Below are 24,899 nucleotides of genomic sequence, written 5' to 3'. Positions count from 1 at the left end.
TGTGGGCCGTTCAATGGTCGGTGGAACGGGTCAGCGTTTCCCATTGGTCGATCTCGCTGGCGGCACGTTTCAGCTTGTCGCGCACCAGACTCAACGCATCGCTGCCCAGCAACAGATGCGCTGGCGGAGCAGGGCAGGCGATGATCTGCAACATCGCCTGCGCCGCTTTGCGCGGATCGCCGAGCTGCTTGCCGCTCTTGTCTTCGCGCGCCTTGCGCACCGGGTCGAAACTGGCGTCATAGTCGGCGATGCTGCGGGGCGTGCGCTGCATCGAGCGACCGGCCCAGTCGGTTCGAAATGAACCGGGTGCGACGGCGGTCACGAAGATATTGAACGGCGCCAGTTCCTTGCTCAGGGTATCGGAGATGCCTTCGAGCGCAAACTTGCTGCCGCAGTAGTAGGCAATGCCCGGCATCGTGATCGTGCCACCCATCGACGTGATATTGAGAATATGACCCGCCCGCCGCTGACGAAAGAACGGCACAAACGCCTTGGTCACCGCGACCGCGCCGAACACATTCACGTCGAACTGGCGGCGCATGTCCTCCAGCGGCGATTCTTCGAAAATGCCTTCGTGCCCGTAGCCGGCGTTGTTGATCAGCACATCGACCGGGCCGTGGGTCGCTTCGACGGTTACCACGACGCTCTCGATCCGGTCGAAGTCCGTGACATCCAGCAGCACGCCATGCGCGTTGTCGATGGACAGCGCCTGAAAGGCTTGCAGGTCGGCTTCGCTGCGCACGGTGCCGATGACGCGGTGACCGGCAGCCAGCGCTTCCTTGGCCAGCGCGTGGCCGAAGCCGCTGCTGACGCCGGTGATGAAGAGGGTTTTGGTGGTGGTCATGACGTACTCCGCAAATCAGGTGTGCCGTCATGGTAGCCAGCGAGAAATCGTTCACCTATGCCGGTTTGTCTTCGAGCCTTGCCTAATCCTCTCAGCGGCAATCAGCCCCGCAGTTGTTATCGCGGGGCTGATCAAAGGACTCACGCCTGATCCATCGCCTCGGCCACGCCCTGATCCTCACCCAGAAACCCGCCACTCTGATGCTGCCACAGCCGCGCATAGGTGCCGTTTTTCGCCAGCAATTCAGTGTGAGTGCCTTGCTCGATGATCCGTCCCTCATCCATAACAATCAGTCGATCCATCGCCGCAATCGTCGACAGCCGATGGGCGATGGCGATCACGGTCTTGCCCTGCATCATTTCATCAAGGCTTTCCTGAATGGCGACTTCGACTTCGGAATCCAGGGCGCTGGTAGCTTCGTCCAGTAGAAGGATCGGAGCGTTCTTGAGCATCACCCGGGCGATGGCGATACGTTGGCGCTGGCCACCGGAAAGCTTGATGCCGCGTTCGCCTACCAGCGTGTCGTAGCCGGTGTGGCCCTGACGGTCGCTGAGCTGGTTGATGAAACCGTCGGCTTGGGCGTTGGCGGCAGCGCGCTGGATTTGTGCGTCAGTCGCGTCCGGTCGACCGTAGGCGATGTTGTCGCGAATCGACCGGTGCAGCAGGGACGTGTCCTGAGTGACCATGCCGATCGCACTGCGCAGGCTGTCCTGTGTCACCTGCGCGATGTTTTGCCCGTCGATGCGAATCTCGCCACGGTCCACATCATAGAAGCGCAGCAGCAGGTTGATCAGCGTGGATTTACCGGCACCGGAACGGCCCACCAGACCGATTTTCTCCCCCGGCTGGATGCTCAGGCTCAAGCCGTCGAGCACCTGACGTTCGCCGTTGTAGTTGAAGCTCACGTTGTCGAATTCCACGGCGCCGCCGGAAGGCACCAGCACGCCGGCGTCCGGCGCATCCTGCACCTTGGGGCCACGGGGCAGGGTGTCCATGCCGTCCTGCACGGTGCCGATGTTTTCGAACAGCGACGTCATCTGCCACATGATCCAGTGCGACATGCCATTGATGCGCAACGCCATGGCCGTAATCGCTGCCACGGCCCCGGTGCCGACTTCGCCCTGATGCCACAGCCACAAGGCGTAGCCGCCGGCGCCCATGATCAGCCCGACCACCAGCGCCTGATTGACGATCTCGAACTGGCTGACCAGACGCATCTGGCGGAAACCGGTCTGCTTGAAATCCTCCATCGCCGCCCGCGCAAAGTGCGCTTCACGTTTGGAGTGGGAGAACAGTTTCACGGTGGTGATGTTGGTGTAGGCATCCGAAACCCGGCCCGTCATCGATGACCGGGCATGGGCCTGTTCCTGCCCGACCTGGCCCAGGCGTGGCACGAAATACAGCATCGCCAGCCCGAACAGCGCGACCCAGGCAATGAACGGCAGCATGAGTTTCAGGGCGAAACCGCCGGCCAGGGCGATGATCGCAATGAAGTAGACGCCGATGCCCGGTGCGATTTCGATGACGGTGAACAGCACCTCGCGCACGGCCAGCGCGGTCTGCATCACCTTGGTCGTGACCCGGCCGGAAAACTCATCGGAAAAGAACGAAAGGCTCTGCCGCAGCATCAGTCGATGGAAGTCCCAGCGCAGACGCAACGGCAGATTGATCGCCAACACCTGGTGCTGAACCATGGTGCGCAACGCCACCAGCCCGACGCTGGTCAGCAATACGATGCCGATGCCCCACAGCACGCGGCTCTCCTGGCCGTTCACATCGCCGCCGGCCTGCCAGGCCGAGAGCAGGTCCACGACCTGACCCAGAAAGGAAAACAACCAGGCTTCGTAGATCGACACACCGGCACTGAGCAGCGCGAGCGCGAGGATATAACCGCGAGCGCCGCGGGTGCAGGCCCACAGGAATCGCGCCAGACCGACCGGCGGTGGCGGCGCTTCGTCGGGCGGGAAGGGGTCGAGCCGTTGTTCAAACAGGCGAAGCATTGGGGGTCTCCGAATTCATCAGTTGCGGGGATTCTGCCACTTATCGATCACATTGAGGGGCTGCAGGTTCAGCGCATGATTTTTTGAGGGAAAACCCTCATTGTTGTAACGCTGACGCCTTACTAGCATGAACTCCGACATTGACCCACTCGATGGAGAGCACCATGGCTACCACGCAGACTGACGACAAGCGCCCAACCCCCGATCCTGCCGAGGACAACGCGTTTTTCCCCTCGCCGTACTCCCTCAGCCAGTTCACTTCGCCCAAATCCGATCTCAGTGATGCCGAGTACCCGAACCATTACAAGGGCGGGCGCTGGAAGATCCTGATGATCGGCGCGGACGAACGCTATCTGTTGACCGACAACGGCACGATGTTCTCCACGGGCAATCACCCGGTTGAAACGCTGCTGCCGATGTATCACCTGGACAAGGCCGGTTTCGGCTTCGATGTCGCGACGCTGTCGGGCAATCCGGTCAAGTTCGAATTCTGGGCCATGCCCTCGGAAGACGCCGAAGTGAAAGGCTTCTACGAGCAATACCGCGATCAGTTCAAGCGCCCACTCAAGCTGTCCCAGGTGATCGAAGAAGCGCTGGGCGAGAACTCCGACTACATCGGCGTATTCATCCCCGGCGGCCACGGTGCGCTGATCGGCCTGCCGGAAAGCGAGGACGTGAAGAAGGTCCTGCAATGGGCCGTCGCCAAGGACAAATTCGTCATCACCCTGTGCCACGGCCCGGCGGCGCTGCTGGCGGCCGGCCTCGGTGAGACAAAGGAATCGTGCATCTTCAACGGTTACCGGATCTGCGCGTTTCCCGATGCCCTGGACGCGACAACCCCCGACATCGGTTACATGCCCGGCCACCTGACCTGGAAGTTCGGTGAGCAGTTGCAGGCGCTCGGTGTGGAAATCACCAACCAGGGCATTTCCGGGGCGACGCTTCAGGATCGCAAACTGTTGACCGGTGACAGTCCGCTGGCGGGCAACGCGCTGGGCAAACTGGCGGCGGCCGCGCTCCTGAAAGAGGTCACCCCGGGGTGAGCCCCGCACCTGCCGATGCACTCTTGCGCGCCGCCCTCGACATTGAGGCGGCGCCCACGCTGGTGGCGATCCAGAAGGCCGTGCGCAGTTTCGCCGGGGCCCATGGTTACGATCGATTCGTTCTGTTCTCCGCCACCTCGGCGTCGGAGGACGTGGTCGAGCGCATTTACTGGGTGGAAGGCGACTGGTTTGGCGACGGCATCGCTGTCGACGCCCAGACCTACGTTCAGCGCTGCCCCGTGACTCGCCACCTGCTGGACACCCGCGAATCGTTCTTCTGGAGCAAGGTGCAGGAGGAGAGCGGCGAACTGTATCGAGTGGTTCGCGTGCCGAGTGGCCCGGGCGTGCATGGCTTGCAGATTCCGGTCTTCGGCCCGCAAGGGCTTGAAGGCGCCATGAGCCTGGGTGGCGAACAGATCGATGCCTCGGCACGGGTTCGTCTGGCGTTGGGCATGCTCGCCTCGGTGGCGTTTTACGCCGCACGGCGCTTGCTCGACGCGCCGCTGGACGAGACAGCCGGAAAACTCTCGACCCGCGAGCGCGAAGTGCTGGCGTGGGTCGCTGCCGGTCGCCGGCAGGCCGACATCGCTGCCACCCTCGGTCTGTCCGGCCGCACGGTGGAAAATCACCTGCGTTCAGCCCGTCGGCATCTGGGCGTGGCAACCACCGCCCAGGCCATCAAGATTGCCATTCGCAAGGGTGAAATAAAGGGGTGAGGTTCTCACTCTGCCGGTGCCGCGCTTGAACGGCGGTGCAAAACTCCTATGATGCAAAGGGCCTGCGCCGGCTGTCTGTAACCGGCGCCGCCCCCTACGTTTTTTAGAGAGATCGATCCTCGTGGAGTCTTTTCCGGACGCATTGCACGAATCCCTCACGACCCAATTCATTTTCGGTCCTTTCTGTGTTGTTCCAGGCAAACGGCTGCTGACCCGCAACGGGGTGGCGGTCGAGATCGGCGGGCGGGCGCTGGATCTGCTGATCGCCTTGCTCGAGCAACCGGGGCGCGTGCTGTCCAAATACGACCTGATCGACAAGGTGTGGCCCGACAGCGTGGTGGCCGAAGGCAGCCTGCGCTTTCATATGACTGGGCTGCGGCGGATTCTCGGGGATGGCGAGGAGCAGGCGCGTTACATCGCGACCCAGGTGGGCGTGGGCTATGCCTTCGTCGCGCCGCTGGAAAGAAAGCAGACCGCTGTTCAACCAGCGCCCATCGTGACCCGAGCCATCGAGGGCGTGTGCAGTCTGCCGCCCCGGGCCAAACTGATCGGCCGAGAAACCGATCTGCAACTGGTCATCGACCACATGCAGCAACCGAGGCTGTTCACCATCGTCGGCCCCGGCGGCGTCGGCAAGACCAGCCTGGCCATTGAGGTGGCGCACCGCATCGCCGCGCAAGGCTACGAGCGCGTCAGCTTCGTCGATCTGGCGCAAGTGGAAGACTGCGCGCTGGTGCCGTCGGCACTGGCCCGATCACTGGATATCCCGGTGCAGGCGGAAGACCCGATGTTTGTCCTGCTCGCGCATTTGCGTGAACAGCGGTTGATGCTGGTGATCGACAACTGCGAACACCTGATCGACGCGGTATCGACCCTCCTGGAGCAGATCAGCGATACCGCGCCGGATGTCGGGGTTCTGGCGACCAGTCGCGAACCGCTGCGGGTACGTGGCGAATACGTGCACTGGCTCAATCCGCTGGAATTTCCCCGTGAGCCGCAACACCTTTCCGTTGAGGAACTGCTGGCATTCCCGGCCATCAAGCTGTTTGTCGAACGCGCGTCTTTGAGCAATGCTGCGTTGCTGCTGGAAGCGGACGGAGGGCAAATGATTGCGGACATTTGCCAGCGGCTGGAGGGCATGGCGCTGCCGATCGAACTGGCGGCGATGCGAGTCGCCAGCCACGGACTGAAGGCCACCCACGCGCTGCTCGGCGAGCGTTTCTCGCTGGGCTGGTCGGGGCGCAGGACGGCGGTGCCGCGCCATCAGACCCTGCGCGCCATGCTCGACTGGAGTTATGACCTGCTGTCGCCGCAAGAGCGTCTGGCGCTGGAGCGGTTTTCGGTCTTCGTCGGGCCGTTTTCCCAGGAAGCGGCCGCTCAGGTGGTTGCCGAATCGCAACACGAAAGCGCCACGGCGGCCGCGATCCTTGATGATCTGGTGTGCAAGGGGCTGGTCACGGTCGATCACAGCGACTCGACGGATTCGTATCGGTTGCTGGAGATGACGCGCGCCTACGCCCGGGAGAAATTGACGGCGCGGGGAGAGGCCGAGGTCAATGCGCTGGCGTTCCGGCACGCGGCGTTTTACATGGACCTGCTCGGCCATCTGGGGACTTCGCCCGACGAGATTTTCCGTCATTCTGCGCGTCTGGCCAGCCAGTTGGGCAATGTTCGCGGTGCGCTGGAATGGAGCTTCGGCCCCCACGGTGATCCGGGTCTGGCGTTGCCGCTGGCGGCCGCGAGCGCGCCGTTGTTCCTGCATTTTTCATTGCTGGTCGAGTGCCGAACCTGGTGTTCCCGGGCGGTGGAGCTGCTGGAACTGGGGTACTACGGCACGCCCACCGAAATGGAACTGCAAGCCGCGCTCGGTCTGGTGCTGATGTTCACCCGAGGCAACAGTGAAGCCGCGGAAAAAGCCTTGCTCCGGGCGCAAGACATTGCCGTCGCGCTGAACGACTACGGCTCACAATTGCGACTGCTGGGCCGCTTGCAGATCTTCTACGAGCGCATCGGTGATTTCCCTTCGTCGCTGGCCTGGGCAGAGCAGGCAGCGGTGGTCGGCAACATCCTCAACGAGCCCGCCGCCATCGCGATTGCTTCATCGCTGACCGGCATCTCCCATCATCTGCTCGGCAATCAGCGTCTGGCCCGCCAGGAACTGGAAAGCTCTTTGCGCAACAGCTTGCCGTCCCATCCCAGCAACACGATTTACTACGGCTTTGATCACCGCAATCGCACGGGGCTGGCACTGGCGCGTTCACTCTGGCTGCAGGGTTATCCCGATCAGGCCCGGCGCTGGGCGGAGCAGATAGAAGCCGAGGCCTCGGCGCTGCAGCATCCGGTCACCTACTGCATCGCCATGGTCTGGATCTTGTGCATCTATATCTGGACCGGTGATCTGGCGAAGGCCACCGCGAGCCTCGAGCGGTTCAGCGCCATCGCCGAAACCAACGCGCTCGGCCCCTACATTGCCGCCTGTCACGGGTTGCGCGCGGCGATCGCCATCCGCGCCGAGGAGCCGGGGGATGCAGTTGCCATGCTGGAGGAAAGTCTGGCGCGGTTGCGTGGGATGCGTTACGAACTGCTCACGACCTCATTCGAAATCGCACTGGCCGAAGGCCTGATGCTGGTGGGCCAACACCCAAAGGCACTGACCCTGGTCGACGGCACTATCGATCACTGTCGCCGAAGCGGTGATGCCTTTGCGCTGCCGGAATTACTGCGAATCAAGGCCGGCATTCTGAAGGTCATCCAGGCCGATGATGAGCAGGCCATGTTGGCGGTTCTTGAGGATTCCATTGCGCTGAGTCGCGAGCAGGGCGCCTGGGCGTGGGAGTTGCGGTCATCGATGGATCTGGCCCGGTTCTGGCTTGAACAGGGTCAACCGGATCAGGCCCGGACGTTGCTCGGTGCCTGCCGCGAGCGGGCTTCGGAAGGCTTCGACAGCCTTGATCTGCGTCGGCTGGAAAGCTTCTGGCAGAGCCTGCCGGTCACGCCGGCGTAATCAGGGCGGCCATTTTCACCAGGTCCGCCAGCGAGCGGGCCTTCATCTTGCGCATCACCTTGCCGCGATGGGCCTTGACGGTGATTTCGCTGATGTTGAGGTCGGCGGCAATCAGTTTGTTCAGCCGCCCGCTGACCACCGAAGCCATGATCTCCTGTTCGCGCGGCGTCAGGGTCTTGTAGGCCTCGAGCAATGAACGCAGGTTCTTTTCTCCCTCCAGCGCCACACGACTGCTTTGCAGCGCATCGGCCATGGCGGCGAGGATCACATCGTCATTGAACGGTTTGGTCAGAAACTCCACCGCGCCGGCCTTTAAGGCCCGCACCGTGCGCGGGATATCGCCGTAGCCGGTGATGAAGATGATCGGCATGTTGTGGCGTTCGTCGGCAAGGGCGGTCTGCAGATCCAGGCCGCTCAGGTCCGGCAGGTTGATGTCCAGCACCAGACAACTGGGCACCAGCGTTCGGGGCGCGTCGAGAAAATCCTGCGCGGACTCGAACAGCCGTGGCTGCCATCCGGCGAAGCGGATCATCAGCTCCAGCGACTCGCGCACGGAAATGTCGTCATCGACAACGAATACGACGGGCGTGACATCACTCATCGGTAATGCTCCACGGGAAGGGGCGATTGCGTTGTTCGCGTTCAACATGTCGATTCCTTGTTCTGTTCGGCTTCACACTCAGTCGAGGGGCAGGGCGGCGCTCAGGGCCTTGAGCAATTGGGCTTCGCTGAACGGTTTGAACAGGCACTCAACGGCGCCACTGTTCAGCAGCTTCGCCTGTTCGCTGGCGTCGCCGTGCGCGGTGATGAAAATCACCGGAATGCGATAGTCACGGCGCAGCAGTTCGCGTTGCAGATCCGGGCCCGACATGCCCGGCATGGCCACGTCGAGAATCAGGCAATGGGTCAGATCCAGATAGGGCGATGCCAGAAACGCCTGCGCCGAGGCGAATGCCTGGACGGCAAAGCCGAATTCCTTGATCAGGTCAGGCAGTGATTCACGAACCGATTCGTCGTCATCGACCACCGATACGAGCAAATGCGTACCCATCAATCATTCTCCACGGTGCGATCGGCGAGGTCGCGGTTATCGGTTTGCGGCAAGTCCGTCGAATTCGGGATAGCAAAGGTAAACGTCGTACCCGGGCCGTCGTTGGCGGTGGCCCAGAGTTTGCCGTCGTGGCGCTCGATGATCGAGCGACTGATGGACAGACCGACGCCCATGCCCGAGCTTTTGGTGGTGTAGAAGGCATTGAAGATGCGCTCGATGTCCTGCGGATCGACGCCGTTGCCGCTGTCCTTCACCGCCAGGTAAACGCTCTCGTCCGTCCCCAGCCCGGTGCTGACGATCAATTGTCGGGGCCGACCGTGGATCGCGCTCATGGCCTCGGCGGCATTCATGATCAGGTTGAGGATCACCTGCTGAAGCTGGACCCGGTCGCCCCTGACCAGTGGCAGGGCTTCGGCAAATTGCGGGTGCAGCACCACGCCGTTGCGTTGCAGCTCGCCCAATAGCATGGCGATGACTTCCCGTGCCGCATCATTCAGATTGACGTCTTCAATGGTGATGCTTTTTTTCGAGAACAACGCTCGCAATCGGTTGATGACGTCGGCGGCGCGATTGCCGTCGCGAATGGTGCGGCGCGCGGTTTCCCTGGCGCCGTCGACATTCGGCGGGTCCGCACCAAGCATGCGCAGGCAGGTGCTGGCGTTGGTGATGATGCCGGCCAGCGGTTGATTGACCTCGTGGGCAATCGACGCCGTGACTGCGCCGAGGCTGGCGACTCTGGCCAGGTGCGTCAGTTCCGAGCGCGCCTTGCTCAAGACCTCTTCCGCGAGCCGGCGCTGAGTGATGTCCTGCAGGGCGGCGATGTATTCGAACCCGTCCGGCGCATGGGGGATCGAGTGCGCCACCAGCCGCACGTATTTCACCGTGCCGTCGGGCATCAGCAGCCGATGTTCGTGTTCGAAGTCGCGCCCCTTGCGACGTTGACGCTTGACCATTTCCCGATGGCTGGAGATGTCGTCCGGGTGCACGCGGCGATAGATCGCCTCGAAGCCGGGCGGGGTGTCCGGGTCCAGTTCAAGGATGCGGTAGACCTCGTCCGACCAGGTGATCTCGTCGGTACTCACCCGCCAGGAAAACGTGCCGGTGGCGCTCAGGCGTTGGGCCTTGGCCAGAAAGACTTCCGCCCGCTTGCGGTCTTCGATGTCGGTGTTCTCGCCATACCAGCGCACGAGCCGCCCGGTGTCATCGCGTTGGGGCACGGCGCGGATCAGAAACCAGCGGTAAATACCGTCGAAGCGTTTCAGTCGGGCCTCGTATTCACCGGCGCTGCCCGATTGCAGAATCCCTTGCCAATATTCCGCGAGGCCCGGCGCATCGTCCGGGTGGATGGACGCCGTCCAGCCATGGCCGCAGGCCTGTTCGAGGGACATGCCGGTGTAGTCGCACCAGCGTCGGTTGACGAAGCCGACGCTGCCTTCCGGCGAAGCACTCCAGACAAAACCGGGAACGGCATCGATGATCCCGCGCAGACGTTCTTCCGATGCGCTGACTTCAGCGAGGGCACTGGCGATCAAGGCCTTGTCCCGCCGACGTTCATCGATATCGACCTGCAAAACGCACCAGCGCGTAATCTGGCCTTCGCTGTCTCTGATCGGCAGGCCGCGCACATGGAACCAGCGATAGACACCGTCGGCGCGACGGATGCGATGCTCGATCTCATAGGGTGTGCCGGTGCCGACTGAATGCATCCAGGCGGCGATGACCGAGGGCAGGTCGTCCGGGTGCACGGTCACGCTGGCCTGCCAGTTTTTCAGCTCGTGGAGCGGGGCGCCGATGTAATCCAGGATGGGCCGGTTGACCTGTTCCAGCTCACCGGAAGGCGTCATGAAGGCGACCATGGCCGGGATGCTGTCGATGATGGCTTCGACCCCGGGCATGGGCATGATTGCGTCACTGGCGCGGTCCGGACCGTCCTCGATGACGCGCTCCTGCTCGTTCGTCATACCGATTCTCATTGTGTGCAGTCACCGTTGAACAAAGATGCGCCTTCTGCTGGCACTCGCCCATCATACTTTGGTGTCGCCTGTAGCGAATATCGGCTGGCGTCGCACACTGCGACGGGCATCACAGTGGCGCTTTTGTAAGCCACTGTATCTACGGCCCCTCGAGCCATACAAGCATGCAAATGAGCCTGTTCGCGAAATGGCGCGGATACACCACCCGTCCACTCTTGGCCCTGGTTTCAACGTCCTTCGACGTTGAGTGAAAGCAACGTGACGTCCGCGCTCCTGCCACCCGAAAGGCAGCAGGACCGGTCGTCCCGATGACAGGGCAGAACATTATGAAAGCAGTGGTAATCGAGGCCTTTGGCGGGCCCGAAGTCTTGACGGTGCAAGACATGCAACTGGCAGAACCGGGGCCCGGACAGGTCCTGGTCCAGGTCATGGCGGCGGGCATCAATTTCATGGACACCGGTGTCCGGCGTGGGCTCGGGGCTGTCTGGGAGTTGCCGCTGACGCCGGGTGCGGAAGGCGCCGGCATCGTCCTGGCCATCGGCCCGCAGGTGACGGAGTTCGGAGTCGGTGACCGCGTGGCCTGGCATTACGTGCCGGGCAGCTACGCCGAACAGGTGATCGCCCCGGTCAGCCAGTTGGTGCCGTTGCCCGACGATATCGACTTCACCACCGCCGCCAGCCTGATGATGCAAGGCCTGACTGCCAGCAATCTGGTGGACAAGGTGCATGCGATCCAGCCGGGTGACGTGGCATTTGTGCACGCGGCGGCGGGTGGCGTGGGGCTGATGCTGACTCAGATGATCAAGCTACTGGGCGGTAAGGTCATTGGCCGGGTGTCTCACGCCGACAAGGTGGAGGCAGTACTCGCGGCCGGGGCTGACTATGTGGTGATCGGGCGGGCGCACAACATTGCCGGACAGGTCATGCGCCTGACGGAGGGGCAGCGGGTAAATGCGGTGTACGACGGCACCGGCGCGGAAGGTTTCGCCGACTCGCTGGAAATGCTGGATTACTTCGGCACCCTGGCCTTGTACGGGCCGTTCATGAACCCGATCCCGCCGATCGATATCTTCAGCGTGCCGCGCAGCATCAAGCTGACGTATCCCTCGGTCATGCACTACGCGCGCAACCGCGAAGTGCTGCTGGAAAAGTCCCGGCAACTGTTCGCGTGGGTCAGCACCGGCAAACTGAAAACTGTCATTGGCAAACGTTATTCACTGGACGACGCGCAACAGGCCCATCGCGATATCGAGTCGCGCAACACGACGGGCAAGCTGATCATCGTCCCTTGACGCCACGCCAGATCAGCAGGGCCGCCAACACCTGGCTAGCGGCGAAAAACGTGAACAGGTGTTGTGCGGTCCATCCGGCATCCAGCAGAAACCCGGCGACCACCGGCGAAATGATCGCCCCCAGACGCCCCGTCGCCAGCACCACGCCGACGCCGGTCGTACGGACCGACGTGCAGAACGCTTGAGGGGCCAAGACATACAGAGCCGCGACTGCACCATTGAGCATCAGCCCCAGCGTGACCGCCACAAGTGTCGCCAGACCGGGGACGCGAGTGGCCGGCAGCATCAGTGGCAGCAGGGCGGCATTGAGCAGCAGAAACCCCGACAACAATCGTCGGCAGCCGAAACGATTGGCTGCCAGTCCCAGCAGCAGGGCGCCGAGCATGCCGCCAAATGCCAACAACACCCCAATCCGGGCGCCTTGTTGGTCGGTAAAACCGTTGTGGACCAGCAGGCTCGGGGTCCAGCTCATGACGAAGTAAAAGCAGAACATCAGCAGAAAAAGTGCCAGTGCCAGCGATGTGGTCTGTTGCCATTGACCGGGCGAAAACGGTCGGCTGGCGTTGTCAGGCGACGCAGGAGCGACAGGCGCGCGGTGTTCGAGTGCCAGGAATGACGGCGACTCTCGCAGCCAGAAGACGCCGGCCAGCGCGGCCGCCAGCGTGATGCAGCCACCGGCAAGAAAGACATACCGCCAGCCCATCAAATCATTCAATACATGCGCCAGCACTCCGCCCAGACTGGCTCCCATGGCAAAGGCGAGGGATTGCAACGCGATCGCCAGATTGCGCCGCTGCGGACTGGCGTGTTCGAACGTCAGCACGTTCGCCCCCACCAGCACCGCCCCAGTGCCGATGCCGGTCAGCAGTCGCAAAAGCATCAACACGTGATGATCCGGGCTCCAGAACGACAGCAACATACCCAGGCCACTGAGCAGCAGGCCGGCGAGCAGTAACGGCCTGCGCCCGAAGCGGTCGGCCCTGGGCGCGGCGAGCAGCGAACCGAGCGCCATCCCGACCAGGCTTGCGCTCAACAACAGGCCCAGTTGCGCGCCGTTCAACATCCACTCCGCCGCAACCCGGCTGGCGGTGAAGGCCATGGCCATGACGTCCAGCCCGTCGATCACGTTGAACAGCATGCACAGCCCGATCACCCACCACTGCGACGTGGTCGATGGCGTACTGCTCAGGCGTTCGAGCGCTGTCTCCCCACGCATCCGCAATCCTTGTTCCGATCTGTCATTCAAATGGGCCGTTTCCCCGCCGCATTCTGCCCGTTAACCGCTGCTGAATTCGAGCGCGATTTTGCGCACCGGGCCAGCGCGTCATACCAAGGTATCGACCGACACCATCGTGTAATCGCCCCGGTGCCAGCGCAGTGGTCTGATCCGATTGGCGATGCCTTTCGAATAATGACTACAAGGAGATCCATCATGGTTGCGCTTTCGTCCGGTCTTACCTGGCGCCATTGCCTGGCGTCATCCATCAGGGGCGGTGTGCTCGGCCTTGCCGTACTCGCTGGCAGCAGCGGCGCCTGGGCCGCAGATCCGTCGCAAGCCATTCGCCCGTACACCATTCATGTGGACGAAGCGAAGTTGAGCGACCTGCGCAAACGCATTGCCGACACTCGCTGGCCGGACAAGGAAACGGTCAGCGACGTGTCCCAGGGTGTGCAACTGGCGCAGGTCGAAGCACTGGTCAAGTACTGGGGCAATGGCTATGACTGGCGCAAGGCCGAAGCGAAGCTCAATGCGTTGCCGGAGTTCGTGACCACCATCGACGGCGTCGACATCCAGTTCATCCATGTGCGCTCGCGCAATCCCAATGCGATGCCGCTGATCCTCACCCACGGCTGGCCGGGTTCGCAGTTCGAATTTCTCAAGACCATCGGCCCGCTGACCGATCCCGTGGCGTACGGCGGCAAGGTCGAGGACTCGTTCGACGTGGTGATCCCGTCGATTCCCGGCCATGGATTTTCCGGCAAACCGACCGAGCTCGGCTGGGGCCCTGACCGGGTGGCGAAGGCCTGGGATGTATTGATGAAGCGTCTGGGCTACAGCCATTACGTGTCCCAGGGTGGCGATCACGGTTCGGTGATTTCCGATGCGCTGGGTCGCCTGGCGCCGCCCGGTTTGCTGGGCATCCACCTGAACATGCCGGCCACCGTGCCGCCGGAACTGGTCAAACCGATCAACAGCGGCGACCCGGCCCCGGCCGGGCTGACCGCGCCGGAGGTGACGGCCTTCAATTCGCTCAGCCAGTTCTTCGGTCGTAACGCCGCCTACGGCGCAATGATGGTGACCCGGCCGCAGACCATCGGTTATCTGCTGGCCGATTCGCCCGCCGGTACGGCCGCGTGGATGTATGAAAAATTCGCCGCGTGGACCGACAGCGACGGTCAGCCCGAGAAGGTCCTGAGCCGCGATGAAATGCTCGATGACATCAGCCTGTACTGGCTGACCGACAGCGGGGCGTCGTCCTCCCGTTTCTACTGGGAGAACAACAACAATAACTTCAGCGCCGCCGCGCAGAAGACCGCCGACATCAAGGTGCCGGTGGCGATCACCGTGTTCCCCCACGAAATCTACCGGGCGCCGAAAGTCTGGTCGCAACGCGCCTATCCGTCGCTGGCCTACTTCAGCGAAGTCAGCAAGGGCGGTCACTTCGCGGCATGGGAGCAACCGCAACTGTTCAGCGAAGAACTGCGCGAAGCCTTCCGGCCACTGCGCGCGGCCGCGCAGAAAACCGCTGCGCAGGCAGCGCGCTAGTCCTGCAATCCGCAAGCACTTTAACCCCAAGCCCTTCAATCCAAAGTCCGGAACCGCCGCCCGGCGGTTCACGAGGGAGACCCGGCATGACTGACTCTAACGCTGTAACCCCATCCCGGCGCGTGCTCGCCGGTTCGATCCTGGCGCTTGCGCTGGGCATCGCCTCGGCATACGCCAGCGCCGGCGAAGTGCCCGCCGGCAAGATTGACGCCATTACCGCCGGCACCCATGTTTCGTTCGGCGCGCTGAAACACGTCAAGGCCGGACTGCTCGACGTGTCCTACGCCGAAGTCGGTCCGACCGACGGCCCGGTGGTCATCCTGCTGCACGGCTGGCCCTACGACATTCACAGCTACACCGACGTGGCGCCGGCGCTGGCGCAGAAGGGCTATCGGGTGCTGATTCCTTACGCGCGCGGTTATGGCGACACGCGTTTCCTGTCTGCCAAAACCGTGCGCAACGGCCAGCCGGCGGCGCTGGCGAAAGATCTGATCGACTTCATGGACGCCCTGAAAATCAAGCAGGCCGTACTCGGCGGTTATGACTGGGGCGCCCGCACCGCCGACATCGTCGCGGCGCTCTGGCCCGAGCGAGTTAAAGCACTGGTGGCAGTGAGCGGTTACCTGATTGGCAGCCAGGATGCCGGCAAGACACCGTTGCCGCCGGCGGCGGAGTTGCAGTGGTGGTATCAGTTCTACTTTGCGACCGAGCGCGGCCGTCTGGGCTACGAAAAGAACACCCATGACTTCGCCAAACTGATCTGGCAACTGGCCTCGCCGAAGTGGAGCTTCGACGACGCGACCTACGACCGCAGCGCCGCCGCGTTGCAGAATCCGGATCACGTCGCCGTGTCGATCTTCAACTACCGCTGGCGCCTGGGCCTGATCAAAGGGGAAACGCAATACGATCCGCTGGAGAAAAAACTGGCGGCATTCCCCTCCATCGGCGTGCCGACCATCACCCTCGAAGGCGACGCCAACGGTGCGCCGCACCCACCGGCCGAGGCCTACGCGAAACGCTTCACCGGCAAGTACGAATACCGGCTGATCAGCGGCGGTATCGGCCACAACCTGCCGCAGGAAGCGCCGCAGGCGTTCGCTCAGGCGGTGATCGATGCCGATCATCTCTGACTGCTGGCCTGAGGGGATCCGACGATGAAACTCAACCATTGGGCCGTGTTGCCAGCGGCCATTGCATCTGCGGCACTGGCGGCCACCGGTGTCGCGTTGGGCGAGGCCGATGACGGCGACGCCTCGCCGATCTACGGCGTGAAACTGCCGAAAAACTATCGCCAGTGGGCGCTGATTGCCCCGGCCCAGGAAGCCGCGCCGCTGGATGAACTGCGCGCGGTGCTGGGCAATGACCGGGCGATCAAGGCTTACCAGAGCAAGACGCTGCCGTTTCCCGACGGCACGGTGCTGGTGAAGCTGGCGTGGAAACACGTGCAGTCGCCGGAGTTCGAGCCAGCCTCGATTCCGGGGGCGGCCACCACTGTTCAGGTGATGGTCAAGGACTCGCGCAAATACGCTTCGACCGGTGGCTGGGGATTCGGCCGATTCATCAACGGCAAACCCGCTGATGAAGCCCAGCACCAGACCTGCTTTGCCTGCCATCAGGCGCGGGTGCAGAACCACGATTTTGTCTTCACCCGATACGCCCCCTGAATCCGTCATACGAGGAACATCCACATGAAAAAAACACTGACAGCATTGAGCATTGCCGTTGGCCTGTGCCTGGGCGCCAATGCCTTCGCCCAGACCGCCAAGCCCACGGTCGTGCTGGTGCACGGCGCGTTTGCCGACGCGTCGAGCTGGAACGGCGTGGCGAAGATTCTCGAGAAGGATGGCTACACGGTGATCGCCGCGGCCAATCCGTTGCGCGGCGTCAAGAGCGATGGCGCAGCGGTATCGGCATTGCTGAGCAGCATCCAGTCGCCGGTGGTGCTGGTCGGTCACTCCTATGGCGGCAACGTCATCAGTGATGCGGCCAACGATCATGCCAATGTCAAAGCGCTGGTGTACGTCAGCGCGTTTGCCCCCGAAGCCGGTGAAACCGTCGCCGGGCTGGCCGGCAAGTTTCCCGGCAGCACCCTCGGGCCAACGCTGGCGCCACCCGTTGCGCTGGCTGACGGCGGCAAGGACTTGTACATCCAGCAGAGCAAGTTCCACGACCAGTTCGCCGCCGACGTCCCGGCTGCACAAGCGGCCCTGATGGCCGCGACCCAACGCCCGGTCACCGAAGCGGCGCTGAACGAGCAGGCCGGCACGCCGGCCTGGAAGCACATTCCGTCGTGGTACATCTACGGCGACAAGGACAAGAACATCCCGCCCCAGGCGATGGCGTTCATGGCCAAGCGTTCGGATGCCAAGGCGGTTGAGGTGGTCAAGGGTGGCTCTCACGTAGTGATGGTGTCGAACCCGGCACCGGTGGCGCGGCTGATTGAAAAAGCCGCTGCGGCCAACTGAAAGCCTGCGACGTGCCGAAGCACGTCGCAGGCTTGTCACTCCCGGCTCAGGCAACGGACACCTTCGGCGAAGTTGCCGGTGCCAGTCTGAGCAGGGGCGTGACGCCGAGCATCAACAGCAATACCGCGAACAGCAGGGTGTACGCCGGGCCATAGTGTCCGGCGTATTCGCGCAGGGCACCGAACAGCAGCGGCCCGAGCGCGGCGATCAGGTAACCGATGAACAACATGAACACCGTCCACAATCCGGCCTGTTCGCTGGTGCTGGCGTGATCCAGCGGCAAGGTCATGGCCACGGTGAAACCCATGCCCAGCCCGATGGCCGCGAGCACCACGTACAGCATCGGCCAGTACGCTGGCAGGAACGCCATGCCGCCCACCCCGAGCAGGGCCAGCAACGCCGACAGCCCGAGCAGACCGCGCCGGTCGTGGGCCTTGCCCGGAATCAGCCCCGCACCCACGCTGGCCACGGCGAACACCGCCGTAAAAATGCCCAGCAGGACGCCCGGGGAAACACTCGATGTAGCCGCTTCCACCGACGCTGGCGCCATCCAGGCGAAGAGGGCGTAGACCACGAATTGACCGGCACCGAAATTCAACGCGATCAGCCACGCTTGCGGATTGCCCCAGGGCAGACGTTTGCTCGGGTTCGACGGCGATTTCACTACAGGCGCCGGTGTCGCAAAACGCCGTGCCATCCACAACCAACTGGCGTTGGCGGTGAGGCACAGCAGGCTCCAGAATCCGGCGCTGACTCGCCAGTCCTGCGCCAGCTCGGCAATCGGCGCGCTGAGCACTGCCGCGAGGGTCGCACCCAGACTCAGGCCACCGGCGTAGATGCCCATGAACAGCGCCGGCCGTTGCGCAAAGTGGGTCTTGATCCACGCGCCGGTCATCGCGCCGGCTACGGCAATGCCGATGCTGGCGAAGAACGTACTGCCGAGCAGGAAGAATGCATTTGGCGAGATCGCCCGCAGCAAGGTCGAGGCCCCCAGCAACGTCAGTGCGACCACCACACTGCGATCGATCCCGAAGCGCCTGGCCAGGCTCGGAACCACCAGCGCGAACACGCCCATGCAGATGTCGGGAATCGAGGTCAGCAGCGCGGCCTGGGTGTAGCTCAACTGGAAGTGCTGCTGGATCAACAGCAGAATCGGCCCCACCGAAATGATTGGCGGGCGCAGGGCGATGGACAGGATCAGCAGGCCGATCACCGCCGTGACGCTCTGTTGGTGGCCGGAGAGATTGCGGGTGATTGCCATGGGAAAAGCCTCATTGATGAACAATGAGCGCAAGGCTAACAATGGGCCGGTAATGGCAAATGCCAGGGTTTGTCGCCCAAGTGACAATCGCCGCTTTAACACGATCAAGGTCTGTTTTCAGGAGACGCCAGCCGATGAAACGAGAGGTGCGCAAGGTCATCGCCCAGCGTGAGTCCGCGCCGCGCAGCGAACGTTATCCCGACTATCAGGACGTGCCGCGCGTAATGACCGTGCTGGTGCGCGATCAGGCCACCGGCGAATACAACGAGCCGCACGTGCATCGGCACGGGCAATTGCTGTATGCCTCGAACGGGGTGATGCGGGTGGCCACCGAGCGCGGATTGTGGATCCTGCCGCCGAAGCGGGCCCTGTGGATTCCGCCCGGGATGATCCACGACCAGTTGATGCTGAGCGCGGTCAAGATGCGCTCGATCTACATCGAGCCGCAGGTCTGCGCAGGGCTGGGCAATCACTGCAAAGTACTGGAGATCCCCGGACTGCTGCGCGAGTTGATTCTGGCCCTGGCCGAGCAGCCGATCGAATACCCACAGGAAGGCCGTAACGCACACATCGTGGCGTTGATACTCAGTGAGTTGCAGGGAGCCCGGACGTTGCCGATCGAAGTGCCGTGGCCGGTGGACCGGCGACTGGTCACGGTGTGCGAGGCGATTCTGCAGGATCCGGGACAAGACCATTCGATCGGTTACTGGGCTGACCGGGTCGGTGCCAGTTCGCGCACGCTGATACGCCTGTTCGTCAATGAAACCGGCCTGAATTTCCGCCACTGGCTGCAGCAGGTGCGGCTGGCGACTGCCATCGACCGGCTCGACAAGGGACAGTCCGTCGGGGTGATTGCCCGGGATCTGGGCTACGCCAGCCAGAGTGCCTTCAGTGCCATGTTCAGACGGGTGATGGGTGAATCGCCCCGTGAATTTCTCGTTCGCGATTAGGGCGTTTTGGCGATTCCGATACCTTCGTATTCTGTCGTCGAAGGGAGGCGGGTGGTATCAATGACGCTGCTGTTGCAGGTGCATTGAACACCCACCCGCGTTCCGCGAGGAACCTTCGAAGAGTGAGAAATCCTGATGCTTTTATACCTATCGACCTGGTCCGAAATAGCGCAATTCCTCGAACGTAGCCGCACCATCGTCATCCCGATCGGTTCCAACGAACAGCACGGGCCGACCGGCCTGCTGGGCACCGACTGGATGTGCCCGGAAATCATCGCCCATGAAGCGCAGAAAGCCGCGGACATCCTGATTGCCCCGACCTTCAACATCGGCATGGCGCAGCATCACCTCGGGTTTCCCGGCACCATCTCGCTCAGGCCTTCGACCTTCATCGCCGCCATCGCCGACTGGACTCGTTCGCTGGCCGCCCACGGCTTTGAAAAGATCTTTTTCCTCAATGGCCACGGCGGCAACATCGCCTCAATCGAAGCAGCGTTTTCGGAGCTGTACGCCGAAGCGAGTTTCGCCCGACGCAAGGCCGGGTTCGCCCTGAAGCTGTGCAACTGGTGGGATCTGGAAGGGGTGAACGAGCTGGCGCGTGAGCAGTTCCCGACCGGCCACGGCATTCATGCCACGCCTTCGGAAATCGCCGTGACCCAATGGGCGTATCCCGATTCCATCAAGTCGGCCGATTATTCGCCGCAGATCGCCAATTGGGGGCCGATCCGTGAAGCGGCGGATTTTCGCGCCCGTCACCCGGACGGCCGCATGGGCTCAGACCCGGCCCAGGCTTCGCCGGAAAAGGGTCGGCAACTGGTGGAAATGGCCGCTCGCGGTCTGGTGCAGGAGGTGCAAGCCTTCAGCCGCGAATCGTTACCCGACTGAAGCGTCACCCTGATCAACGCCCGGATTTTCCGGGCGTTGCTGTTTCAACACCTTGGGAATATCGCCATGTGGACTATCCGTCACAGCTACATCGATGGCGCGTTCGTGCCCGTTCAGGGCAGCGAAACGATCAAATGCATCAACCCGGCGACGGAGTCCGTCATCGGTACGGTCACCCTGGCCAATCGCGACGATGCCAGGCAAGCCATCGCCGCCGCAAAGCGTGCGCAAGCCACGATGGGCCGGACCTCGAAAGCCGAGCGCATCGACATGCTCAGGCGCCTTCAGGCGGCGGTGCTGGAGAGCAGCGAAGACATACGCGACACCGCCATCGAGGAATACGGCGCACCGTTGGCCCGTGCGCAGTGGGTCAGCCAGTACGCGTCGCAATCCTTTGCCAACGCGGCGCAGGTGCTGGAGAACTATGAGCTGGTCCGGCCTGTGGGCCGTGCAAGGGTAGTCATGGAACCGGTCGGGGTGTCGGCGCTGTTCGCCCCCTGGAACAGCACCGCCGGTACGGTGTGCAGCAAACTGGCGGCGGCGATTGCCGGCGGTTGTGCCTCGGTCATCAAACCGAGCGAACTCAGCCCGTTGCAGACTCAGGTGCTCGCGCTCGCCTTGCACCGTGCGGAACTGCCCAACGGGGTGATCAATATTGTCCTGGGCCGTGGGGGCGATGTGGGCGACGAGATCAGTACCAGCCCGCACGTCGCGAAAGTCTCGTTTACCGGTTCCACCGCCACCGGAAAACTCATCGCCCGCGCCGGCATCGAGACCATGAAGCGGGTGAGCCTGTCGCTCACCGGCAAGTCGGCATCCATCGTGCTCGACGACGCGGATCTCGAAGCGGCCATCCCCATGGCCCTGAATGCCGCGTTCATGAACAACGGCCAGGCCTGCGTCGCCGGCACACGGCTGTTGGTGCCGCGCGCGTTCCTGCCGCAGGTGATCGAGCGGGTAAGAGCCTTGGTCGACGCCATAGTGGTCGGTAATCCCCATGATCCGGCTACCGCCATCGGCCCGTTGGTCAACCAGGCGCAGTTTGATCGCGTGCAGGGTTTTATCCGGCGCGGCCTGGAGCAGGGCGCGCGATTGATCGTCGGCGGGGAGGGCCGACCTGCCGGGCTGAGCCAGGGCTATTTCGTCAAGCCCACGGTGTTTGCCGACGTCAGCAACGACATGGACATCGCCCGGGAAGAGATTTTCGGCCCGGTGCTGTCGATCATCGCCTATGACGATGAGGAAGACGCCATCCGCCTGGCCAATGCCAGCGTCTACGGTTTGCAGGCGTATGTGTTCACCCGCGAGGTTGAACGTGGCCGACGCATCGCTGCGCGGCTGGAGGCCGGTTCGGTGCTGATCAACCGGATCGCACCGGAGCTGCTTGCGCCGTTTGGCGGGGTCAAGCAGTCGGGGATCGGCAGGGAATTCGGGGTGTCCGGGTTGGAAGCGTTTCTCGAAGCGAAAAGCATCGTAGAGGACTGATAACGGCAGCAGGGCAAACAGGATCTTTCCTGGTTGCCCTGCCTACGTCATTGCGGATCAGCCCAGTGCTTCGATGGCCTGCGCAACGCCTGCACCGTACGCCGGATCGGCGCGGGTGCAGTTATCGATGTGGCGTTGTCGGGTCTGGGCGCTGGCGCCATGGATCGAGCGCGCGGTGTTGTCGAACAAGACCTGTTGCTGGGCGGGGGACATGGCGCGGAACAGTGCGCCCGGTTGCGAGAAGTAGTCGTCGTCCTCGCGGTGATTCCAGTGCCCGGCGCTGCCTTTCAGGGCCAGCGGTGGCTCGCTGAAATCCGGTTGCTCGGCCCACTGGCCATAGCTGTTGGGCTCGTAGCCGATTGTGCTGCCCGCGTTGGAGTCGGTGCGCATCTGGCCGTCCCGGTGATAGCTGTTGACCGGGCAGCGCGGGGCGTTCACCGGGATCTGATGATGATTGACGCCGACGCGATAGCGCTGCGCATCGCCATAGGAGAAAAGGCGCGCCTGGAGCATTTTGTCCGGTGAGAAGCTGATGCCGGGCACCACGTTGGCCGGGTTGAAGGCCGCCTGTTCGACGTCGGCGAAGTAGTTGTCAGGGTTGCGGTTGAGTTCGAGCATGCCGACTTCGATCAGCGGGTAATCCGCGTGAGGCCAGACCTTGGTCAGGTCGAACGGGTTGATCGAGTACGTGTCGGCGTCCAGCTCTGGCATCACTTGCACGTAGAGCTTCCATTGCGGGAAGTGGCCTTCCTCGATAGCGCTGTACAGGTCGCGCTGGGCACTTTCGCGGTCATCGCCGATCAGGGTCGCGGCTTGTTGGTCGGTGAGGTTCTCGATGCCTTGTTGGGTCTTCCAGGTGAATTTCACCCAGAATCGTTCGTTCGCCGGGCTGATGAAACTGAAGGTGTGGCTGCCGAAACCATGCATGTGGCGGTAAGTGCGCGGCAGTCCACGGTCGCTCATGACAATCGTGACCTGGTGCAGCGCCTCCGGCAGCAAGGTCCAGAAATCCCAATTGTTGCGGGCGCTGCGCATGTTGGTGCGGGGGTCGCGTTTGACCGCATGGTTGAGGTCGGGGAATTTCAACGGATCGCGCAGAAAGAACACCGGCGTGTTGTTGCCCACCAGATCCCAGTTGCCTTGCTCGGTATAGAACTTGATGGCGAACCCGCGGATGTCACGCTCGGCGTCCGCCGCGCCACGCTCGCCGGCCACGGTCGAAAACCGGACGAACACATCGGTGGTCTTGCCCACGCTGGAAAACAGTCTGGCCTTGGTGAAACGGGTGATGTCGTGGGTGACGGTGAAAGTGCCGAAAGCGCCCGAACCCTTGGCGTGCATGCGCCGCTCGGGAATGACTTCCCGATCGAAGTGCGCCAGTTTTTCCAGCAACCAGACGTCCTGCAACAGCATCGGGCCTCTCGGGCCCGCCGTCTGTACGTTGTTGTTATCAACCACGGGCGCGCCCGCAGCAGTTGTCAGCTTGTTCATGCGCAACTCCTGGCTTTTGTCGGTTTCCCGCCATCACATCAAAAGCCCCGGGCGCGATCTATTGCACCATGGTGTCGCCGGATAGCACCAAGGTGTGGTTGGAATGGATTGCGTTTTGGTGTCGGCAAAAGACGGATCAGGCGAGGGTGATGCTGACCTTGATGTTGTTGCGCGTGGCCTTGGAGTAGGGGCAGTTCTGGTGCGCTGCGTCGATCAGTTGTTGCGCCACTTCGGGTTCGATCTCCGGCAGTGACACAGCCAGTTGAGCCTGCAGGAAAAAACCTTGCTCCCCGTGGACCAGGTCGATTTGAGCATCGACCCCGGCCGTTGTCGGAAAACCGATCTTGCGCGCGTTGCAGGCATGGCGCAGCGAGCCGAGGAAGCAGGCCGACCAGCACACGGCGAACAATTGCTCGGGGTTGGTTCCGGTGCCCGGCGCGCCGGGTGGAGAAAGCTTGAGATCCAGTCGGCCATCGTGACTGCGTCCTGTGCCCTCGCGGCCTCCTGTGGTGCAGGTATGCGCGGAGTAGAGGGTTTTTTCGATATCGATCATGGGCATTCCCTGAAGAGCATTTCACAGCGAAAAGGGCGGTTCATGTTGCCCGTGTGGGTTCATGACATTCACGTGCAGACGCACCCGCCAGCGCGTCGGCCGTGGCCACGGCGTCAGTGCCGCGATGGCCCAGGTTGTCGAGCAGGATCGTGCGGGCGATCTCGATCAGCCAGGCGCGAAACGGAAAGCTCGGGTCATGGGCGGCCTGTTCCTGATAGAGCGCCCTGAAGGCTTGCTGAACGAGGCCGCCGGTGTCTTCACGACGGATCCGCCCGGCCTGCACCTGACCTTCGTAAAACGCGATGAGCAACGGCGTCACCGTCGCGAACAGCTGTTGCGCCTCACCCCGGCCATGCCTGACGGCGCCCGCGACCAAGGCATACAGTTCGTCGTTGCCGAGCCGGTCGGCCTCGCACAGGCAATTGTCGCGATAACCTTCAGCCATGGTCCAATCCCTCGCAAAACCATCGTTCGACTGAGCGAGGCGACCGAAAAGGTTCGCAGGTGGCCTGGCGTTCAGCGGTGAGATTCAAGCCTGCCTTCAGCGCTGAATGACTGCCAGTTATGCGTTGTTAGCGCTTGTTAGCGTTCGTCTGTTGCAGCGCTTGAATGGGTGATTTTTCCGCTGGCCGATCAAGGCCCTGCGCGGGTTTTTCATGCCCTTTGTCTGGAAGAAATGGCGGGGCGGTGTACGAGCATTTTTGACATCCCTGTCTCTTTGCCACCGTCACAATGACGTAGGAAACAGCTGATATTTATTTCACCGAATTCCTACATTTCGTTTGCCTCACCAGCAAAAAACGTGGTTATTATCCGCCGGCGCTTCGGGTCACAAACCCGGCGCCAGAAGATTGCCGTGCGTCTACAGACCCGGCAGTCGCAGCCGATCGGGACCACCCTGGCGCTGTCATCCCCGCGCAGGTTGTTCCTCGTCGTTGACCCTCAAATGGAAGTCGAGGTTTCAATTGGTCACGCGGTTTGCAATCGACGATGCAATGAACGGTGCGACGGATGTCGCCAGTGATTCAGCCCACTTTCCCGCTGCCTGCGCCGACCGCGCGGCGGCGTTTTTCTCCAGCCTGTCTCCCCCCGAATTTCTGCGTGTGCCCGCGTTCAACG

General features: G+C 62.6%; 21 protein-coding genes. 11 read left to right on the top strand and 10 right to left on the bottom strand.

Features of this window, described 5'->3' with window-relative positions:
- Nucleotides 1-10: 10 nt before the first annotated feature.
- Entirely contained in the window at nt 11-844 is an 834-nt protein-coding gene (locus tag CAF90_RS06370; protein ID WP_085605042.1) for an oxidoreductase, read from the bottom strand.
- 140 nt (nt 845-984) lie between these two features.
- Nucleotides 985-2,844, bottom strand: coding sequence for an ABC transporter ATP-binding protein (locus tag CAF90_RS06365; protein WP_085605039.1), 1,860 nt, complete (start codon nt 2,842-2,844; stop codon nt 985-987).
- A gap of 164 nt (nt 2,845-3,008) precedes the next feature.
- Between CAF90_RS06365 and hchA the strand changes: the two genes are divergently transcribed.
- The 3 genes from hchA (at nt 3,009) to CAF90_RS06350 (ending at nt 7,607) form a co-directional block, all read left to right on the top strand.
- Nucleotides 3,009-3,887, top strand: a complete 879-nt coding sequence (hchA, locus tag CAF90_RS06360) for a glyoxalase III HchA (RefSeq protein ID WP_085605036.1) — start codon at nt 3,009-3,011, stop codon at nt 3,885-3,887.
- On the top strand, nt 3,884-4,603 hold the full coding sequence (locus CAF90_RS06355) for a PA1136 family autoinducer-binding transcriptional regulator (protein WP_085605034.1): 720 nt from the start codon (nt 3,884-3,886) through the stop codon (nt 4,601-4,603). The genes hchA and CAF90_RS06355 overlap by 4 nt, the downstream gene beginning before the upstream one ends.
- 121 nt (nt 4,604-4,724) lie before the next feature.
- Nucleotides 4,725-7,607, top strand: a complete 2,883-nt coding sequence (locus CAF90_RS06350; RefSeq protein ID WP_085605031.1) for a winged helix-turn-helix domain-containing protein — start codon at nt 4,725-4,727, stop codon at nt 7,605-7,607.
- Here the strand turns inward: CAF90_RS06350 and CAF90_RS06345 are convergent.
- The 3 genes from CAF90_RS06345 to CAF90_RS06335 all read right to left on the bottom strand — a co-directional run bounded on the left by CAF90_RS06345 (nt 7,594) and on the right by CAF90_RS06335 (nt 10,619).
- Nucleotides 7,594-8,208, bottom strand: coding sequence for a response regulator transcription factor (locus CAF90_RS06345; protein ID WP_085605028.1), 615 nt, complete (start codon nt 8,206-8,208; stop codon nt 7,594-7,596). The two genes, CAF90_RS06350 and CAF90_RS06345, sit on opposite strands and share 14 nt — an antisense overlap.
- Nucleotides 8,209-8,286: 78 nt before the next feature.
- Nucleotides 8,287-8,658 (bottom strand): response regulator, encoded by a 372-nt coding sequence (locus CAF90_RS06340; protein WP_039771030.1) that lies wholly within the window; start codon nt 8,656-8,658, stop codon nt 8,287-8,289.
- Nucleotides 8,658-10,619, bottom strand: a complete 1,962-nt coding sequence (locus CAF90_RS06335) for a PAS domain-containing protein (protein ID WP_256578492.1) — start codon at nt 10,617-10,619, stop codon at nt 8,658-8,660. The genes CAF90_RS06340 and CAF90_RS06335 overlap by 1 nt, the downstream gene beginning before the upstream one ends.
- A 338-nt stretch (nt 10,620-10,957) precedes the next feature.
- Between CAF90_RS06335 and CAF90_RS06330 the strand changes: the two genes are divergently transcribed.
- Nucleotides 10,958-11,923 (top strand): quinone oxidoreductase, encoded by a 966-nt coding sequence (locus CAF90_RS06330; protein ID WP_256578493.1) that lies wholly within the window; start codon nt 10,958-10,960, stop codon nt 11,921-11,923.
- On the opposite strand, the gene CAF90_RS06325 is transcribed toward CAF90_RS06330, so the two are convergent.
- Nucleotides 11,910-13,139, bottom strand: coding sequence for an MFS transporter (locus CAF90_RS06325; protein WP_085605019.1), 1,230 nt, complete (start codon nt 13,137-13,139; stop codon nt 11,910-11,912). The genes CAF90_RS06330 and CAF90_RS06325 overlap by 14 nt on opposite strands.
- Before the next feature lie 216 nt (nt 13,140-13,355).
- Between CAF90_RS06325 and CAF90_RS06320 the strand changes: the two genes are divergently transcribed.
- The 4 genes from CAF90_RS06320 (at nt 13,356) to CAF90_RS06305 (ending at nt 17,155) form a co-directional block, all read left to right on the top strand.
- The gene (locus CAF90_RS06320) at nt 13,356-14,690 is read left to right on the top strand and encodes an epoxide hydrolase family protein (protein WP_085605016.1); all 1,335 of its coding nucleotides are present in this window, start codon (nt 13,356-13,358) and stop codon (nt 14,688-14,690) included.
- Nucleotides 14,691-14,776: 86 nt separating this feature from the next.
- Nucleotides 14,777-15,820: an alpha/beta fold hydrolase gene (locus tag CAF90_RS06315; RefSeq protein ID WP_085605013.1), complete on the top strand. Its 1,044-nt coding sequence runs from the start codon at nt 14,777-14,779 to the stop codon at nt 15,818-15,820.
- Nucleotides 15,821-15,844: 24 nt separating this feature from the next.
- On the top strand, nt 15,845-16,354 hold the full coding sequence (locus CAF90_RS06310; protein WP_085605010.1) for a cytochrome P460 family protein: 510 nt from the start codon (nt 15,845-15,847) through the stop codon (nt 16,352-16,354).
- A 24-nt stretch (nt 16,355-16,378) separates the two neighbouring features.
- Nucleotides 16,379-17,155 (top strand): alpha/beta fold hydrolase, encoded by a 777-nt coding sequence (locus CAF90_RS06305; protein ID WP_085605006.1) that lies wholly within the window; start codon nt 16,379-16,381, stop codon nt 17,153-17,155.
- 46 nt (nt 17,156-17,201) lie between these two features.
- Here the strand turns inward: CAF90_RS06305 and CAF90_RS06300 are convergent, their stop codons facing one another.
- Nucleotides 17,202-18,416, bottom strand: a complete 1,215-nt coding sequence (locus CAF90_RS06300; RefSeq protein WP_085605003.1) for a CynX/NimT family MFS transporter — start codon at nt 18,414-18,416, stop codon at nt 17,202-17,204.
- Between the two features lie 134 nt (nt 18,417-18,550).
- On the opposite strand from CAF90_RS06300, the gene CAF90_RS06295 reads away from it, so the two are divergent.
- From CAF90_RS06295 to CAF90_RS06285, 3 genes are all read left to right on the top strand, one after another.
- On the top strand, nt 18,551-19,366 hold the full coding sequence (locus CAF90_RS06295; protein ID WP_085605001.1) for a helix-turn-helix transcriptional regulator: 816 nt from the start codon (nt 18,551-18,553) through the stop codon (nt 19,364-19,366).
- A 135-nt stretch (nt 19,367-19,501) separates the two neighbouring features.
- Nucleotides 19,502-20,251, top strand: a complete 750-nt coding sequence (locus CAF90_RS06290; protein WP_085604998.1) for a creatininase family protein — start codon at nt 19,502-19,504, stop codon at nt 20,249-20,251.
- Nucleotides 20,252-20,317: 66 nt separating this feature from the next.
- Complete coding sequence (locus CAF90_RS06285; protein ID WP_085604995.1) at nt 20,318-21,736, top strand: aldehyde dehydrogenase family protein; 1,419 nt, start codon at nt 20,318-20,320, stop codon at nt 21,734-21,736.
- Nucleotides 21,737-21,793: 57 nt separating this feature from the next.
- On the opposite strand, the gene CAF90_RS06280 is transcribed toward CAF90_RS06285, so the two are convergent.
- From CAF90_RS06280 to CAF90_RS06270, 3 genes are all read right to left on the bottom strand, one after another.
- Nucleotides 21,794-23,227 carry a catalase gene (locus CAF90_RS06280; RefSeq protein ID WP_085604992.1) on the bottom strand — a complete coding sequence of 478 codons (1,434 nt, stop codon included), beginning with the start codon at nt 23,225-23,227 and terminating at the stop codon, nt 21,794-21,796.
- 136 nt (nt 23,228-23,363) lie between these two features.
- Complete coding sequence (locus CAF90_RS06275; RefSeq protein ID WP_085604989.1) at nt 23,364-23,780, bottom strand: organic hydroperoxide resistance protein; 417 nt, start codon at nt 23,778-23,780, stop codon at nt 23,364-23,366.
- A 40-nt stretch (nt 23,781-23,820) separates the two neighbouring features.
- Nucleotides 23,821-24,225 (bottom strand): hypothetical protein, encoded by a 405-nt coding sequence (locus tag CAF90_RS06270; protein WP_007958552.1) that lies wholly within the window; start codon nt 24,223-24,225, stop codon nt 23,821-23,823.
- Nucleotides 24,226-24,899: the final 674 nt, after the last annotated feature.

This window comes from Pseudomonas sp. B37(2017), assembly GCF_002112885.1.
GTDB lineage: Bacteria > Pseudomonadota > Gammaproteobacteria > Pseudomonadales > Pseudomonadaceae > Aquipseudomonas > Aquipseudomonas paraglycinae.
This window is presented reverse-complemented; position numbering and strand designations above follow the sequence as displayed.

What these genes read in the sequence shown, in the direction of transcription:
- CAF90_RS06330 (WP_256578493.1), top strand. Translation starts at nt 10,958, where the DNA reads ATGAAAGCAGTGGTAATCGAGGCCTTTGGCGGGCCCGAAGTCTTGACG.
- CAF90_RS06365 (WP_085605039.1), bottom strand. Translation starts at nt 2,844, where the DNA reads ATGCTTCGCCTGTTTGAACAACGGCTCGACCCCTTCCCGCCCGACGAA.
- CAF90_RS06315 (WP_085605013.1), top strand. Translation starts at nt 14,777, where the DNA reads ATGACTGACTCTAACGCTGTAACCCCATCCCGGCGCGTGCTCGCCGGT.
- CAF90_RS06345 (WP_085605028.1), bottom strand. Translation starts at nt 8,208, where the DNA reads ATGAGTGATGTCACGCCCGTCGTATTCGTTGTCGATGACGACATTTCC.
- CAF90_RS06310 (WP_085605010.1), top strand. Translation starts at nt 15,845, where the DNA reads ATGAAACTCAACCATTGGGCCGTGTTGCCAGCGGCCATTGCATCTGCG.
- CAF90_RS06340 (WP_039771030.1), bottom strand. Translation starts at nt 8,658, where the DNA reads ATGGGTACGCATTTGCTCGTATCGGTGGTCGATGACGACGAATCGGTT.
- CAF90_RS06290 (WP_085604998.1), top strand. Translation starts at nt 19,502, where the DNA reads ATGCTTTTATACCTATCGACCTGGTCCGAAATAGCGCAATTCCTCGAA.
- CAF90_RS06300 (WP_085605003.1), bottom strand. Translation starts at nt 18,416, where the DNA reads ATGGCAATCACCCGCAATCTCTCCGGCCACCAACAGAGCGTCACGGCG.
- CAF90_RS06325 (WP_085605019.1), bottom strand. Translation starts at nt 13,139, where the DNA reads ATGCGTGGGGAGACAGCGCTCGAACGCCTGAGCAGTACGCCATCGACC.
- CAF90_RS06275 (WP_085604989.1), bottom strand. Translation starts at nt 23,780, where the DNA reads ATGATCGATATCGAAAAAACCCTCTACTCCGCGCATACCTGCACCACA.
- CAF90_RS06305 (WP_085605006.1), top strand. Translation starts at nt 16,379, where the DNA reads ATGAAAAAAACACTGACAGCATTGAGCATTGCCGTTGGCCTGTGCCTG.
- hchA (WP_085605036.1), top strand. Translation starts at nt 3,009, where the DNA reads ATGGCTACCACGCAGACTGACGACAAGCGCCCAACCCCCGATCCTGCC.
- CAF90_RS06285 (WP_085604995.1), top strand. Translation starts at nt 20,318, where the DNA reads ATGTGGACTATCCGTCACAGCTACATCGATGGCGCGTTCGTGCCCGTT.
- CAF90_RS06320 (WP_085605016.1), top strand. Translation starts at nt 13,356, where the DNA reads ATGGTTGCGCTTTCGTCCGGTCTTACCTGGCGCCATTGCCTGGCGTCA.
- CAF90_RS06370 (WP_085605042.1), bottom strand. Translation starts at nt 844, where the DNA reads ATGACCACCACCAAAACCCTCTTCATCACCGGCGTCAGCAGCGGCTTC.
- CAF90_RS06295 (WP_085605001.1), top strand. Translation starts at nt 18,551, where the DNA reads ATGAAACGAGAGGTGCGCAAGGTCATCGCCCAGCGTGAGTCCGCGCCG.
- CAF90_RS06335 (WP_256578492.1), bottom strand. Translation starts at nt 10,619, where the DNA reads ATGACGAACGAGCAGGAGCGCGTCATCGAGGACGGTCCGGACCGCGCC.
- CAF90_RS06280 (WP_085604992.1), bottom strand. Translation starts at nt 23,227, where the DNA reads ATGAACAAGCTGACAACTGCTGCGGGCGCGCCCGTGGTTGATAACAAC.
- CAF90_RS06270 (WP_007958552.1), bottom strand. Translation starts at nt 24,225, where the DNA reads ATGGCTGAAGGTTATCGCGACAATTGCCTGTGCGAGGCCGACCGGCTC.